This window comes from Comamonas granuli NBRC 101663, from assembly GCF_000739995.1.
In the GTDB taxonomy this organism is placed as follows: Bacteria; Pseudomonadota; Gammaproteobacteria; order Burkholderiales; family Burkholderiaceae_C; genus Simplicispira; species Simplicispira granuli.
Window position 1 is genome coordinate 174,559 of sequence record NZ_BBJX01000007.1, and the last position, 15,117, is coordinate 189,675.

A 15,117-nucleotide genomic window follows, 5' to 3' on the forward strand; every position below is an offset into this window, starting at 1 on the left:
TGCCGCGCCATGAATCACTGAGATAAATGAAAAATCGGCCTCCAGGGCTTATGTATCAAGCGCTGGCAGCTATTAAAACCGAAGCAAAACCATGAACACGCCGGTCTTTTCCAAAGTCCTGATCGCCAACCGTGGCGAGGTGGCGCTGCGCATCGTGCGCGCCTTGCACGACCTGGGTATTCCCAGCGTCGCTGTGTATGCCGACGACGATGCCGGTGCGCCCCATGTGCAGGCGGCCACCGAGGCCGTCGCGCTCGGCGCCACGGGCCCAGCGGCCTACCTCGACGGTGCGCGGATCGTCGCTCTGGCGCGCGAGCGCGGCGTGGAAGCCGTGCACCCCGGCTACGGCTTTCTGAGCGAGCGCGCCGACTTCGCCCAGGCCTGCGAGGCTGCGGGCCTGCGCTTCATCGGCCCCACGCCCGCGCAGCTCACGCTGTTCGGCGACAAGGCCCAGGCGCGCGCGCTGGCCGCGCGCTGCGGGGTGCCGCTGATGCCGGGCACGCAGCACGAGGTCACGCTCGAAGAGGCGCAGGCCTTCTGGCACGCGCAGCAGGCGGGCGGGGCGGGGGCGGGCATCGTCATCAAGGCCATTGGCGGCGGTGGTGGGCGCGGCATGCGCGCCGTGCAGTCGGCGGCCGAGCTGCCCGCAGCCTACGAGACCTGCCGGCGCGAGGCGCAGGCGGCCTTCGGCGTGGCGGGCGTGTACGTCGAGCGGCTGATGGTGAACGCGCGCCACATCGAGGTGCAGGTGCTGGGCGATGGCGCCGAGGTGATTGCCCTGGGCGAGCGCGAATGCACGTTGCAGCGGCGCTTCCAGAAGTTGGTGGAGATCGCGCCCAGCCCGTCGCTGCCCGAGGCCCTGCGCCAACGCATCATCCAGGACGCCCTGGCCATGGCGCGCGAGGTGCGCTACGAGGGCCTGGGCACCTTCGAGTTTCTCGTGGACCTGGCGTCCAGCGACCTGCCCTACGTCTTCATCGAATGCAACCCGCGCCTGCAGGTCGAGCACACCATCACCGAGGAGGTGACGGGCGTGGACCTGGTGCAGGCGCAGGTGCGCCTGGCCGCGGGCCGCCGCCTGGGCGACCTGGGCCTGGACCCGGCGCAGCCGCCGCGCGCGCTGGGCCATGCCATCCAGTGGCGCATCAACGCCGAAACGCTCGATGCCCAGGGCCAGGCCCAGCCGGGCAGCGGCACCATCGCGCGGCTGGCGCTGCCCACGGGGCCGGGCGTGCGCGTGGACACGCATGCGGTCGCGGGCCGTGCGCCCTCGCCGCACTACGACACGCTGCTGGCCAAGCTGATCGTGTCCACGCGCGGCGGCAGCTTCGCCGACGTGCTGCGCCGCTCGCAGCGCGCGCTGGCCGAATGCCGCATCGACGGCCTGGCGACCAATGTGTCTCTGCTGCAGGCCCTGGCCCAGCGGCCCGAGATGGAGCACCAGCAGGTGCACACGCGCTGGGTGGAAGAGGTGTTGCCCGCGCTGCTCGAAGCTTCCAAAACCATAGCTGCTGGCGCTTATTTGGAGAGCGCTGGTGGCCAAAATCATTCAAAGAATGCGTCCGAACCGGAGGATGTTGACCCGCACGCCGTCCGAGCCCCCATGCCCGCGCGCCTGGTGCAGTACGCCGTGGCCGAGGGCGCCGTGGTGGCGGCGGGCGCCGAGCTGGCCGTGCTCGAAGCCATGAAGATGGAGCATGTGCTGCTCGCGCCGCACGCGGGCCGGGTGCGCGGCCTGGCCGCCGCGCCGGGCGCCTACGTGGCGCAGGGCCAGCCGCTGCTGGTGCTGGACCCGGTGCAGGACGCCGCGCTGGAGGCCACCGGCCCCGATGCGGCGCAGGACCCGGACCAGATCCGCCCCGACCTGCAGCGCGTCATCGACCGCCACGCCTTCACGCTTGACGCCCAACGCTCGGCCGCCGTGGCCAAGCGCCACGCGCAGGGCCAGCGCACGGCGCGCGAGAACATCGCCGACCTGTGCGACGCTGGCTCCTTCATCGAATACGGCCAGCTCGCCGTGGCCGCGCAGGCGCGCCGCCGCAGCATGGACGACCTCATCGCCAACACCCCGGCCGACGGCATGGTGACGGGCATTGGCGCCGTCAACGGCGCGCAGTGCGGCGAGGAGAAGGCGCGCACCGTGGTCATGGCCTACGACGCCACCGTGCTCGCGGGCACCCAGGGCGCGCGCAACCACGCCAAGACCGACCGCATGCTGGGCATTGCGCTCGACCAGCAGCTGCCCGTGGTGCTGTTCGCCGAGGGCGGCGGCGGGCGCCCGGGCGACACCGATATTCCCGTGGTCGCGGGCCTGCATGTGCACACCTTCGCCAGCCACGCCGCGCTGTCGGGCCAGGTGCCCGTGGTGGGCATCGCGGCAGGCCGCTGCTTCGCCGGCAACGCGGCGCTGCTGGGCTGCTGCGACGCCATCATCGCCACGCGCGCCAGCAACATCGGCATGGGCGGCCCGGCCATGATCGAGGGCGGCGGCCTGGGCGTGTTCAAGCCCGAGCAGATCGGCCCCAGCCATGTGCAGCACGCCAATGGCGTGATCGACGTGCTCGTCGACAACGAGCAAGAGGCCGTGCAGGCCGCGCGCCACTACCTGTCGTTCTTCCAGGGCCGCGTGCAGGGCTGGAGCGCGCCCGACCAGCGCTTGCTGCGCTCCGTGGTGCCCGAGAACCGCCTGCGCGTGTACGACACGCGCGCCGCCATGGCGGGCTTGGTGGACGAAGGCAGCCTGCTGATGCTGCGCACCGGCTTTGGCGCCGGCATCCACACGGCGCTGGCACGCATCGAGGGCCGGCCCGTGGGCTTGATCGCCAACAACCCGCTGCACCTGGGCGGCGCCATCGACGCGCCCGCCGCCGACAAGGCCGCGCGCTTCATGCAGCTGTGCAACGCGCACGGCCTGCCGCTCGTGAGCCTGGTGGACACGCCCGGCTTCATGGTCGGCCCCGAGGTCGAGCAGACGGCGCAGGTGCGCCATGTGAGCCGCCTGTTCGTCACCGCCGCGCACCTGCGCGTGCCGTTCTTCAGCGTGGTGCTGCGCAAGGGCTACGGCCTGGGCGCCATGGGCATGGCGGCCGGGGGCTTCCATGCGCCGGTGTTCACCATCGCCTGGCCCACGGGCGAGTTCGGCGCCATGGGGCTGGAGGGCGCGGTGCGCCTGGGCTTCCGCAAGGAGCTCGAAGCCCTGCCCGAAGGCCCCGAGCGCGACGCGCTGTTCCAGAAGCTCGTGGCCAAGCAGTATTCCAATGGCGAGGCCATGCACATGGCCGCCACGCTGGAGATCGACGCCGTCATCGACCCGGCGGACACACGCGCCTGGCTGGCGCGTGGCCTGGCCTCGGCGCGCGTGGGAGCATTGGGGCCGCGCTTCATCGACACCTGGTGAGAAGGCCCGCCCGCCCGTGGGGCGGTGTCCTTCAGGGCCGGTGGCCCGTGCTAAGCTGAAACGCTTTGATGCCGCGCCGGGCCATCCGCCGGGCGTGGTCCTTCGCTTTCCCACCCACGGAGTACCCCCATGCCCGGCCTTCTGCCCGACATCGATCCCGACGGCTTGCTCGAATTCTCGGTGGTCTACACCGACCGCGCGCTCAACCACATGTCCAAGCGCTTCACTGGCGTCATGCAGGACATCCTGGCCACGCTCAAGGAGGTCTACCACGCCCACACCGCCGTGCTCGTGCCCGGCAGCGGCACCTTCGGCATGGAGGCCGTGGCGCGCCAGTTTGCCAACAAGCAGAAAGTGCTGATCGTGCGCAATGGCTGGTTCAGCTTCCGCTGGAGCCAGATTTTTGATGCCGACACCGGCCTGGGCGGCGGCGCCGTGGTCTGCAAGGCGCGCAAGCAGGGCGAAGGCCCGCAGGCGCCCTGGGCACCGTGCCCGGCCGAGGAAGTGGCGGCCACCATCCGCGCCGAGCAGCCCAAGGTGGTGTTCGCGCCGCATGTGGAGACGGCCAGCGGCATCATCCTCTCCGACGACTACATCCGCACCGTGAGCGCCGCCGCGCACGAGGTGGGCGCGCTGTTCGTGCTCGACTGCATCGCCTCCGGTGCCATGTGGGTGGACATGCAGGCCACCGGCGTGGACGTGCTCATAAGTGCGCCGCAAAAGGGCTGGAGCGGCTCGCCCTGCTGCGCCATGGTGATGCTGAGCGAGCGTGCGCGCCAGGCCATCGACGGCACGACGAGCAGCAGCTTCGCCTGCGACCTGAAGAAGTGGATGCAGATCGCCGAAGGCTACGAAAAAGGCCAGCACGCCTACCACACCACCATGCCCACCGACGCGCTGGTGCGCCTGCGCGACGTGATGCAGGAGACGCGCGAATACGGCTTTGCCAAGGTGCGCCAGGAACAGATCGAACTGGGCGCCCAGGTGCGCGCGCTGCTGGAGAGCAAGGGCTTCCCCAGCGTGGCCGCCGAAGGCTGGAAGGCGCCCGGCGTGGTGGTCAGCTACACCACGGACCCCGGGATCCAGAACGCCAGCAAGTTCGCCGCCGTGGGCCTGCAGACCGCCTCGGGCGTGCCGCTGCAGTGCGACGAGGGGCCGGACTTCAAGAGCTTCCGCATCGGCCTGTTCGGCCTGGAGAAGTGGCACAACGTGGAGCGCACGGTGGGCCACCTGCGCAAGGCATTGGATCAAATCGCCTGACCACCCGGCCAATGGCCTTGCTCTCGCGCCAGCTCTCCTCCCCCTTGGGCGAGATGCTGGCCGTGGCCTCGTCCCAGGGCCTGTGCCTGCTCGAATTCGTGGGCCAGGACGGCGTGGAGCGCGAGCTGGCCCAGGTCGAGGCCGCGCGCGGCGGCCCGGCGCAGCCGGGTGACAGCGCGGTACTGGCGCAGACGGTGCACGAACTGGCGGAATATTTCGCCGGGCAACGCCAGCGTTTTGGCGTGCCGCTGGACCTGGTGGGCACACCCTTCCAACGCAGCGCCTGGCAGGCCCTGTTAGAGATCCCCTTCGGGCAGACGCGCAGCTACGCCCAGCAGGCCCGCGCCATCGCCCGCCCCAGCGCCACGCGCGCCGTGGCTGCAGCCAATGGGCAGAACAAGGTCTCCATCATCGTGCCCTGCCACCGCGTGATCGGCAGCGACGGCAGCCTCACCGGTTTTGGCGGCGGCCTGCCGCGCAAGCGGGCGCTGCTGGCGCTGGAGGGTGGTGCCGCCCAGCGCGATTGGGTGGCTGAAGGTTCTGAGTGAAATGGGGCTCCAGCACCCATCGAATAAGCGCTACAAGCTATCAAAATAATAGCAATTGTGTTGGGGCGCTTCAGCCGCCCCGTATCTGGCTCAACGACCGGCTGGGCGTGATGGCCTCGGGGTCGATCAGGCAGTGCAGCAGCACGGGCAGGCGTGTGGCCTGGGCCTGCGCACGCAGGCGGGCCAGCGCCGGGGCGAAGTCCTCCGTGCGTTCCACGCGCGCGCCGTGGCCGCCGAAGGCCTGGGCGTAGGCCGCGAAATCGGGGTTCTGCAAGGCCGTGCCGCTGACGCGGTGCGGGTACTCGCGCTCCTGGTGCATGCGGATGGTGCCGTACATGCCGTTGTCCAGCAGCACCACGATGAGGGGCAGACGGTACTGCACGGCGGTGGCGAATTCCTGGCCGTGCATGAGGAAGTCGCCGTCGCCCGCGAACACCACCACCGTGCGCTCGGGCCACAGGCGCTGCGCGCCCACACCAGCCGGCAGGCCGTAACCCATGCTGCCGCTGGTGGGCGCGAGCTGTGTGCCGAACTGGCGGAACGGCCAGAAGCGGTGCACCCAGGTGGCGAAGTTGCCCGCGCCGTTGCAGAAGATGGCATCGGGCGGCAGCACTTCGCGCAGGTGCTGCATCACCGCGCCCATCTGCAGCTCGCCCGGAATGCGGATCGGCGCCGGATCGCTCCAGGCCTGGTAGGCGGTATGCGCTTCGTGCACGGCCTGCTGGCGCTCGGCACGGGGCGCTTGCGCCGCCGTGCTGGGCAGGGCGGCGCAGAAGGCCGTGGGCGGGGCGTTGACGGCCAGGTCGGCCTGGTAGACGCGGCCCAGTTCGTCCGGGTCGGGGTGCACATGCACCAGCGGGATCTGCGGCGTGGGAATGTCGAGCAGGGTGTAGCTCTGCGAGGGCACTTCCGACAGGCGACCGCCGACGAGCAGCAGCAGGTCCGCCGCGCGGATGCGCGCCAGCAGGGCAGGGTTCACGCCCAGGCCCAGGTCGCCCGCGTAGCAGGGGTGCTGGTGGTCGAATAGCATCTGGCGCCGGAACGAGCAGGCCACGGGCAGGGCGTGGGCGGCGGCGAAGTCCTGAAAGCGCGCCACGGCCTCGGCGTTCCAGCGGCTGCCGCCAACGATGGCCACCGGGTTGCGTGCTTGGCGCAGCAGTGCCAGCACGCGTTCCATCTGCGCCGGCGCTGGCGCGGCCTCGATGGGCTGGAGCGTGCGCGCGTCGGGCACTTGGGCGCGCTCGGTCAGCATGTCCTCGGGCAGGGCCACCACCACCGGGCCGGGGCGCCCGCTGCAGGCCACGCTGAAGGCGCGTGCCACGATCTCGGGCAGGCGGCGAGCGTCGTCCACCTCGGTGGCCCACTTGGCGAGCGGGCCGAAGGCGGCGCGGTAGTCCACCTCCTGGAAGGCCTCGCGCCCGCGCGCGCCGCGCTCGATCTGGCCGACGAACAGCACCATGGGCGTCGAGTCTTGCATGGCGATGTGCACGCCCGCCGCTGCGTTGGTGGCGCCGGGGCCGCGCGTGACGAAGCACACGCCGGGCCGCCCGGTGAGCTTGCCGTGCGCCTCGGCCATCATGGCTGCGCCGCCTTCCTGGCGGCACACCGTCAGTTCGATGGGCGCGTCGTGCAATGCGTCGAGCACGGCGAGGTAGCTCTCGCCGGGCACGCAGAAGATGTGCTGCACGCCGTGCAGCACGAGCTGGTCGACCAGGATCTGGCCGCCGGTGCGCAGCAGGGTGGGGGTGGTTTCAGATGACATTGCGTTCGAGCAGGGGGCGGTTGTCGAGAAGGCGCTGGAAGGCCAGGGGCTCCAGGTCCAGTGTCTGCCAGCGGCCGGTGAGGATGAGCTCGGCCAGGCCGCGCCCGACGGCCGGGCACTGCTGCAGGCCGTGGCCCGAGAAGCCGTTGGCGAAGTACAGGTTGTCGCAGGCCGGGTGCAGGCCCAGGATGGCGTTGTGGTCGAACGCATTCATCTCGTAGTAGCCCGCCCAGGTGCTGCGCAGCCGCAGCGCCTCGAAGGCTGGGATGCGTTCCGCCAGCGTGGGCCAGACATGGTCCTCGAAAGCCGCGTGGTCCGGGTCCAGCGGTGCGTCGTCGGGGTCTGCGTCCTCGGGTGGGGCATAGCCCGCGATGAAGCCTGTGCCCTCGGGCCGCAGCCAGATGCCCGAGGGGTCGATGAGCAGCGGGCAGCCGGGCAGCGCCTCGGGGCAGGTGAAGTGGAACACCGTGCGCCGCTTGCCAAACACCGGCAGGTCAATGCCCAGCCACTGCGCCACCGCGCGCGCCCAGGGGCCGGCGGCGTTGACCACGGCGCTGCATTCCAGCCGCTGGCCATCCGCCAGGCGCAGCGCGCGGATGTGCCGCACGCCGCCGCTGGCCTGCGTGTCCACGCCCACGGCCTCGGCCTGTATATAGCGCGCGCCCTGGGCCAGGGCCTTGCGGCGCAGGGCCTGCAGCAGGCTGTAGCCGTCGAACCAGCCCTCGGCTGACAGGCCGAGCGAGCCGAGCGAGACGCCGTCCGTGGACAGCCAGGGAAAGCGCGCGCGCAGCGCGTCGGGTGCGAGCAGGGCCACATCGGCGCCCATGCCACGCTGCACCGCATGGTTGTCGCGCAGCACGGATTCGCCCGCCGGGCTGGCCAGGTACAGGTAGCCCGCTTCGACCAGGCCGATGTCGGGCTGTTCCCCATGCACCTGCAAGCGCGTGCCGATGTCGCGCAGGAATTCGATGCCGAACTGCGAGATGGCAATGTTGATCGGGCTGGAGAACTGTTGCCGGATCGAGCTGGCCGACAACGCCGACGAGGCGCGCGCGTAGCTAGGGTCGCGCTCCATCACGACGACGGGCTGCTGCGGCGCCATCTGCGTCAAGAAAAAGGCGATGGCGCTGCCAATGGCGCCGCCGCCGATGATGGCGATCGGCGCGCCCTGGGTGTTGGCGATCATGGGATCAGACGTCGAAGCGCACGCCTTGGGCCAGCGGCAGAGCGTCGCTGTAGTTGATGGTATTGGTGGCGCGGCGCATGTAGCCCTTCCAGGCGTCGGAGCCCGATTCGCGGCCGCCGCCGGTTTCCTTCTCGCCGCCAAAGGCACCGCCGATCTCGGCGCCGGAGGTGCCGATGTTCACGTTGGCGATACCGCAGTCGCTGCCGGTGCTGGAGAGGAAGCGCTCGGCCTCGCGCAGGTCGGTGGTGAAGATGGCCGACGACAGGCCCTGGGGCACGCCGTTCTGCAAGGCAATGGCTTCTTCCAGGCTGGCGCAGGTCAGCACGTAGAGGATGGGCGCGAAGGTTTCGTGCTGCACCACGGCGCTTTGCGTCGGCATGCGCACCAGGGCCGGGCGGGCGTACCAGGCGTCCTCGCCCAGGGCCTGGCATTCGCGTTCACCGCCGTGCACCGTGCCGCCCTGTTCACGCGCCTGGGCCAGGGCGCTCTGCATCTGCTCAAAAGACGCCCGGTCCACCAGCGGGCCGACGAGCACGCCGTCGGCCAAAGGGTCGCCCACGCGCACGCTGGCGTAGATTTTTTCCAGCCGCGCCAGCAGCGGCGCGGCCACGTCGCGGTGCACGATGAGGCGGCGCAGCGTGGTGCAGCGCTGGCCCGCCGTGCCCACGGCGGCGAAGGTGATGGCGCGCGCGGCCAGTTCCAGGTCGGCGCTGGGCATGACCACCATGGCGTTGTTGCCGCCCAGCTCCAGGATGCTGCGGCCAAAGCGTTGCGCCACGTCCACTGCCACGGCGCGGCCCATGCGCGTGCTGCCGGTGGCGCTGAGCACGGGCACGCGCGGCGAGCGCGCGAGCAGCTCGCCCATCTCGCGCCCGCCCAGCAGCAGCGTGGCCAGGCCGTCGGGGGCGGCCACGCCTTGCTCGGCGGCAAACTCGTCCAGCGTCTGCTGCAGCAGGTGGTGGCAGGCGATGGCGCACAGCGGGGTCTTTTCCGAAGGCTTCCAGGCCACGGCGTTGCCGCACACCAGGGCCAGCGCGGCGTTCCAGGCCCACACGGCCACGGGGAAGTTGAAGGCCGAGATCACACCCACCACGCCCACCGGGTGCCAGGTTTCCATCATGCGGTGGCCGGGGCGCTCGCTGGCGATGGTCAGGCCATGCAGCTGGCGCGACAGGCCCACGGCGAAGTCGCAGATGTCGATCATCTCCTGCACCTCGCCCAGCCCTTCGGAGCGCACCTTGCCCGCCTCCAGCGACACCAGCAGGCCCAGCGCCTCCTTGTGCTGGCGCAGCTTCTGGCCCAGGCGGCGCACCAGTTCGCCGCGCACGGGCGCGGGCGTGGCGCGCCACTGCAGGAAGGCGGCGTGTGCGCCCTCGATGAGCGCCTGGGCCTGTGCGCTGGTGTGGCTGGCGAGCTGGGCGTACACGGCGCCGTCGCGCGGTGCGCGCACGCTCAGGCCCTGGCCGCGCCAGGGTGCGAGGTCCAGGCCCAGTTGCTGCAGGACGGAGTCGAAAAGAGGAATCGAAGAGGTGTTCATAAATCCATGCCGGAAGGCTTCAACGGTGAGGCCGCCTCGGCTCCTGTGCACGCAGAGGCGCAGGGGCATTCAGGAGGCGATGCATGCCATGGTAATTGCGTTTTGCGCACCCAACAACTGCTATATCCTTCATGGTTGTTGAGTTTTTTGAATCTATCGGGCATGAGAAAAGACATCCCCAGCCTGGGTGTGCTCCAGGCGTTCGAGGCGTCGGCGCGCTTGCTGAGCTTCTCCCGCGCGGCCGAGGAGCTGGCGCTCACGCCCAGTGCCGTGAGCCGCCATGTGGCGGCCCTGGAGGACCGCCTGGGGGTGACGCTGTTCGTGCGTGCGCGCCGCCGCCTCATGCTGACCGATACCGGGCGCAGCTATGCGGCGCGCATCCGCCTGCACCTGGAGCAGATCGAGCGCGACACGCAGGAAATCCGCGTGGGGCGCGAGGAAGGCTATGTGCTGAACCTGGCCGTGGTCTCCACGTTCTGCACGCAGTGGCTCATTCCGCGCCTGCCGCAGTTTGCGGCGCAGCACCCGCGCATCACGCTGAACCTGTCGGTGCGCTCAGAGGCCTTTGCCTTTGACGAAAGCGGTTTCGACGCTGCCCTTTACTACGGCGACCGGCTCTGGCCTGACACCCAGGGCAGCATGGTGGTGCCCGAGGGGTCTTGCGCGCCGGTGTGCAGTCCGGCCTATGCGCAGGCGCACAGCCTGCAGGACGAATCCGCCTGGCTGCAGTGCCCACACCTCACGCTGGCCTCGCGCCCCAACGCCTGGCGCGACTGGTACGCCGCGCGGGGCTGGCATTACACGCTGCACGCCTCGCGCGGGCCGCGCTATGAACTGTTCTCCATGGTCATCGCCGCTGCTGCCGTGGGCCTGGGCGTGGGTCTGGTGCCGCTGCTGCTGGCGCAGGAGGCGCTGGACAGCGGCCGCCTGGTGCTTGCCCACCCGCAGCAGCTCGCTGGGGCCCAGGGCTACTGGTGCGTGCAGCCGCAGCACCGTCCCGGCACGGAGGCCCTGCAGGCGTTCCGGGAGTGGCTGCAGGCCCAAGGGGCGTCATAGCCAGCGCATGGCCAGCGGAATCAGCAGCGCCGCCAGCACGGCCTGCAGCCCCAGCGCCAGGGCGGCCCAGGCGCCCGCGTCCGCGTGCACCTGCAGGGCGCGGGCTGCTCCGATGCCGTGTGCGGCCGTACCCAGGGCGAAGCCGCGCGCCATCCACCCCGTGGTGTCCCGGCCCACGCCCAGCAGGGCGAACAGGGTTTTGCCGCTGAGGGCGCCGATCAGCCCCGTCAACACCGCAAACACTGCCGCGAGGGAAGGCACGCCCCCGATCTTGTCGGCAATGCCCATGGCCACGGGGGCGGTGACCGATTTGGGCACCAGCGAGAGCACCACCTCCGCGGGCAATCCCAGGGCCCAGGCCAGGCCGGCGGCGCTGCCTGCTGCGGCCGCACCACCGACCACGGCCGCCAGGGTAAAGCGCGCCCAGTGCGCGCGCAGCGCGGCGCGTCGCTCCCACAGGGGCCAGGCCAGCGCGACCACGGCCGGCCCGAGCAGGAAGTGGATGAACTGCGCACCGGCAAAGTAGGTGGGGTAGGCCGTGCCCGTGGCCCACAGGCCTGTGCCCAGGGCCAGAATGGACCAGAGCACCGGGTTGGCCCAGGGCGCCTGCCCCATGCGCGTGTAGAACGCCAGGGCCAGCACGTACACCACCAGCGTGGCGTTGAGCCCGAACAGCGGCGTGGACGCCAGGTACACCCACAGTTGCACGAAGTCAGTCATGCGGTGCCTTCATCAGGCGGCGCAGCACCAATGCTGTCACGGCCAGGCCGATCCAGGTGGAGACGGCGATCACCAGCAGCAGCCGCAGGCCGTGCTGTGCCAGCAGCCCGAGCTGCGTGACCACGCCCACGCCCACGGGCACGAAGAGCAGCGAGAGGTGGCTCAGCAGGAAGCTGGCGACAGCCTGCACGCGCATCTGCACCGCCGGCCAGCGCAGCGCGCCCAGCAGCAGCACCATGCCGATCACCGGGCCGGGGTAGGGCAGGTGCAGCAGGCGCGCCAGGGCCTCGCCCGCCGACTGCAGCGTGAGCAGGATGGCCAGGCCCTGGAGCACCTGCATGGCCGGTGCTCAGGCGCGCGGCGCCAGGCCAGGTCCGCCGGCCAGGGTTTTCATCAGCCCCAAGTCCCCGCAGCGGTTGGGCGTGGGGATGACCTTGCCGGGATTGAGCAGGCCCTGCGGGTCGAAGGCCTGCTTGAGGCGCTCCATCTGCTGCAGCTCCGCGTCGGTGAACTGCACGCGCATGCTGGCGAGCTTTTCCACGCCCACGCCATGCTCGCCGGTGATGGCGCCGCCCATGGCCACGCTGGTGTTCATGATGTCGGCGCCAAAGGCCTCGGCGCGGCGCAGCTGGTCGGCGTCGTTGGCATCGAACAGGATCAGCGGGTGCAGGTTGCCGTCGCCCGCATGGAACACGTTGGCGCAGCGCAGGCCGTATTTCTTCTCCATGTCCTGGATGGCCAGCAGGATGTCGGCCAGGCGCTTGCGCGGGATGGTCGAGTCCATGCACATGTAGTCGGGGCTGATGCGGCCGCTGGCGGGGAAGGCGTTCTTGCGCCCGCTCCAGAAGCGCAGGCGTTCTTCTTCATCGCGGCTCACCGCCAGGGCCGTGGCGCCGGCATCCTGCAGCACGGCGCTCATGCGCGCGATTTCCTCTTCCACTTCTTCGGGCGTGCCGTCGCTCTCGCACAGCAGGATGGCTTCGGCGCTCAGGTCGTAGCCGGCGTGCACGAAGTCCTCCACGGCAGCCGTCATGGGCTTGTCCATCATCTCCAGCCCGGCGGGGATGATGCCGGCGGCGATGACGGCGGCCACCGCATCGCCCGCCTTGCGCACGCTATCGAAGCTGGCCATGATGCAGCGCGCCAGCTGCGGCTTGGGCACGAGCCGGACGGTCGCTTCGATGGCCACGGCCAGCATGCCTTCGCTGCCGATCACGGCGGCCAGCAGGTCGTAGCCCGGGGCGTCGAGCGCCTCGCTGCCGAAAGTGACTTCGTCGCCCTCGGCGGTGAAGCCGCGCACGCGCAGCACGTTGTGTACCGTCAGGCCATATTTCAGGCAGTGCACGCCGCCCGAGTTTTCGGCAATGTTGCCGCCGATGGTGCAGGCGATCTGGCTGCTGGGGTCGGGCGCGTAGTACAGCCCGTGGGGGGCCGCCGCTTCGCTGATGGCCAGGTTGCGCACGCCGCACTGCACGGTGGCCGTGCGGCTGACCGGGTCGACGGCCAGGATGCGGTTGAACCGCGCGAGCGACAGCGTCACGCCCAGGGCATGCGGCATGGCGCCGCCCGAGAGGCCCGTGCCTGCACCGCGCGCCACCACCGGCACGCCCAGGCCGTGGCAGGTGCGCAGCACGGCCTGCACCTGGGCTTCGGTCTGCGGCAGGCACACGGCCAGCGGGCGCTGGCGGTAGGCCGTCAGGCCATCGCACTCATAGGGGGTGGTGTCTTCGCTGTGCCACAGCAGGGCGTCGGCGGGCAAGACCCGCTGCAGCGCCTGCACCACCTGGCTTTGGCGGGCGGCGCGCTCCTGTGCAGCAGCAAAAGGGGCTGAATCGGCGGCGTTCATGCCGGCAACTGTAGGCGAATCGGCAGATCTGTGCCATGACGAATCTTGCACGAGGCCGTGAAATGCCCTGTTGCAAGTCCGTGCAAAAAATAGTCCTCGGCGAAGCCTTTTTCTCCCTGGCGCGTGCGCTACACCGAATTTGCTCGCGCCGTGCGAGTGCTTGAAAAGGAAACTGCCATGGCCAAGAAAAAAGGCAAGAAGAAAAAGTGAAACAGGCAAGTTTTCCCGACTTGCTGTTACACGACAAAAAAGCAGGCTGAGCCTGCTTTTTTGTTGCCGTTTGCAGGTGTTGTCATGGCTGAAACCATCCAGACTCCCCCGTCCCGCAGTGCCCGCGATTTCCTGGCCTTTGTCTGGGGGCCTGCCCTGTGGGCCATGGTGCTCCTGGTGCTGCTGCAGGAAGCCGCCGGTGCCGTCGCCACCTGGTGGGTGATCGCCATTGCCCGGGACATCGCCGACGGGCATCTGGGGCTGCGCGCGCTGGCCGAGCTGGCGGCGATCCAGTCGGCCTCGTATCTGGCCGGGGCGGCGAGCTGGTTTTTCGTCGAGCGCGCAGGATTTGCCGCCTATGCGCGCTATCTGCAGTTCTTCGTGCGCGCCAACCGCGGGCGCACCGATCTCCTGAGCGACGCCCAGGCGCGCGAGAGCACGGAACCCTTTCTGACCGGCGAGGCCTTCCAGATCAGTTTCAGCCTGGTCTATGACATCCAGTACGACCTGCGGCTGTTTGCCAACGTGGTGTTCAATGCCGCCGTGTTCGGCTGGGCCATAGACGCGGCCTTGCCGTTGGCCTACGCAGCGGCCTTCGTGCTGCTGGTGCTGCTGCAGTGGCTGCTGCGCCGGCCCATGGCACGCGCCTACCTGCACAACCAGGCCATGGCCAACCGCATGACGGCGCGTACCTACAACGCCTGGGACAACGTGGCCACGGGCAACGCCCACAATCTGCGCCTGTGGCAGCGGGACTTTCGCGAACGCTGGCGCCAGGCGCTGGGCGCGCAGATCCGCGCCATCATGCTGCGCGAAGGCTGGAGCGCCTTCAGCGGGGTACTGGCCCTGGGGGTGGTGCTCTCGGCCACGGCCTGGATCGTCTGGGACGACCGGGGCAATGCGGCCTTGCTCATCGGCCTGGCCGCGACCCTGCCGCGCCAGCTGGAGATGACCATGGACCTGCACCAGCTCACCACCGGACTCAACGAGCTGGTCGCCATCTGGTCGCGCATGCAGGGTGCCATGGCGCATATCCAGCCGGCGCCCACCGTGCGCCCCCTCGAGCGCGTGCGCTTTGCGCACATCCAGATGGGCGAGGAAGGCGGCCCGCGCGCACCGTGCGACTCGTTTGCCCAGGTGCTGCAGTCCGTGCAGGCGCGTCCGGCGGGCTGGGTGAGCGTGCGCGGGGGCAATGGGGCCGGCAAGTCATCGCTGCTGGCCGGGCTCAAGGCCCACTGGGGGGGCGCGGCGTTCTACCTGCCCGCCCATGACCGCCTGCGCTTTCGCTTCAACGCTCAGCCGGCCCTGCCGGCCATGGAATGGGACGCTGACGCCACCGAGGACGACGCGCCCGAGGCCGAGGAGTTTTGCGCCCAGGAGGCCGCCGTGGAGCAGCGCGGCTACTCCAGTGGCGAGCGGCAGTTGCAGGTGCTCACGGAACTGGTCGAGCACACGCGCTGCCGCTACTACCTGCTCGACGAATGGGACGCCAACCTCGACGCCGGCAACCGTGAGCGCGCGCGCGCCCTGGTGCGCACTCTGGCCCAGCGCGCCCGCGTCATCGAAGTCTCCCACATGATGCAGTGAGATGCGCC

11 protein-coding genes are annotated in these 15,117 nt (G+C 70.1%); 5 read left to right on the top strand and 6 right to left on the bottom strand.

The annotated features are described in order from the left end of the window. Nucleotides 1-91: 91 nt before the first annotated feature. The 3 genes from CGR01S_RS09455 to CGR01S_RS09465 all read left to right on the top strand — a co-directional run bounded on the left by CGR01S_RS09455 (nt 92) and on the right by CGR01S_RS09465 (nt 5,205). Entirely contained in the window at nt 92-3,397 is a 3,306-nt protein-coding gene (locus CGR01S_RS09455; protein ID WP_042425736.1) for a carboxyl transferase domain-containing protein, read from the top strand. Nucleotides 3,398-3,526: 129 nt separating this feature from the next. Next, complete coding sequence (locus tag CGR01S_RS09460; RefSeq protein WP_042425739.1) at nt 3,527-4,657, top strand: aminotransferase class V-fold PLP-dependent enzyme; 1,131 nt, start codon at nt 3,527-3,529, stop codon at nt 4,655-4,657. An 11-nt stretch (nt 4,658-4,668) separates the two neighbouring features. Further along, the gene (locus CGR01S_RS09465; protein WP_042425743.1) at nt 4,669-5,205 is read left to right on the top strand and encodes a methylated-DNA--[protein]-cysteine S-methyltransferase; all 537 of its coding nucleotides are present in this window, start codon (nt 4,669-4,671) and stop codon (nt 5,203-5,205) included. Nucleotides 5,206-5,275: 70 nt separating this feature from the next. On the opposite strand, the gene CGR01S_RS09470 is transcribed toward CGR01S_RS09465, so the two are convergent. From CGR01S_RS09470 to amaB, 3 genes are read right to left on the bottom strand one after another with little or no spacing between them, the layout of a single operon-like run. Then, nucleotides 5,276-6,967 carry a thiamine pyrophosphate-binding protein gene (locus tag CGR01S_RS09470; protein WP_042425746.1) on the bottom strand — a complete coding sequence of 564 codons (1,692 nt, stop codon included), beginning with the start codon at nt 6,965-6,967 and terminating at the stop codon, nt 5,276-5,278. Then, the gene (locus CGR01S_RS09475; RefSeq protein WP_042425749.1) at nt 6,957-8,153 is read right to left on the bottom strand and encodes an NAD(P)/FAD-dependent oxidoreductase; all 1,197 of its coding nucleotides are present in this window, start codon (nt 8,151-8,153) and stop codon (nt 6,957-6,959) included. Before CGR01S_RS09475 ends, CGR01S_RS09470 begins: the two co-directional genes overlap by 11 nt. 4 nt (nt 8,154-8,157) lie before the next feature. After that, a complete protein-coding gene (amaB, locus tag CGR01S_RS09480) occupies nt 8,158-9,690 on the bottom strand; it encodes an L-piperidine-6-carboxylate dehydrogenase (RefSeq protein ID WP_042425751.1) in 1,533 nt (510 codons plus the stop codon). 162 nt (nt 9,691-9,852) lie between these two features. Between amaB and CGR01S_RS09485 the strand changes: the two genes are divergently transcribed. Then, nucleotides 9,853-10,746: a LysR substrate-binding domain-containing protein gene (locus CGR01S_RS09485; RefSeq protein WP_042425753.1), complete on the top strand. Its 894-nt coding sequence runs from the start codon at nt 9,853-9,855 to the stop codon at nt 10,744-10,746. Here the strand turns inward: CGR01S_RS09485 and CGR01S_RS09490 are convergent. Genes CGR01S_RS09490 through CGR01S_RS09500 form a run of 3 tightly spaced genes read right to left on the bottom strand, consistent with a single transcriptional unit; the run spans nt 10,741 to nt 13,312 of the window. Beyond that, complete coding sequence (locus CGR01S_RS09490; protein ID WP_042425754.1) at nt 10,741-11,466, bottom strand: LrgB family protein; 726 nt, start codon at nt 11,464-11,466, stop codon at nt 10,741-10,743. The two genes, CGR01S_RS09485 and CGR01S_RS09490, sit on opposite strands and share 6 nt — an antisense overlap. Further along, nucleotides 11,459-11,806 carry a CidA/LrgA family protein gene (locus CGR01S_RS09495; protein WP_042425756.1) on the bottom strand — a complete coding sequence of 116 codons (348 nt, stop codon included), beginning with the start codon at nt 11,804-11,806 and terminating at the stop codon, nt 11,459-11,461. The genes CGR01S_RS09490 and CGR01S_RS09495 overlap by 8 nt, the downstream gene beginning before the upstream one ends. A gap of 9 nt (nt 11,807-11,815) precedes the next feature. Then, nucleotides 11,816-13,312 carry an FAD-linked oxidase C-terminal domain-containing protein gene (locus tag CGR01S_RS09500; RefSeq protein WP_042425759.1) on the bottom strand — a complete coding sequence of 499 codons (1,497 nt, stop codon included), beginning with the start codon at nt 13,310-13,312 and terminating at the stop codon, nt 11,816-11,818. Nucleotides 13,313-13,606: 294 nt separating this feature from the next. Between CGR01S_RS09500 and CGR01S_RS09505 the strand changes: the two genes are divergently transcribed. After that, nucleotides 13,607-15,109: an ATP-binding cassette domain-containing protein gene (locus tag CGR01S_RS09505; protein ID WP_042425761.1), complete on the top strand. Its 1,503-nt coding sequence runs from the start codon at nt 13,607-13,609 to the stop codon at nt 15,107-15,109. Nucleotides 15,110-15,117 lie beyond the last annotated feature (8 nt).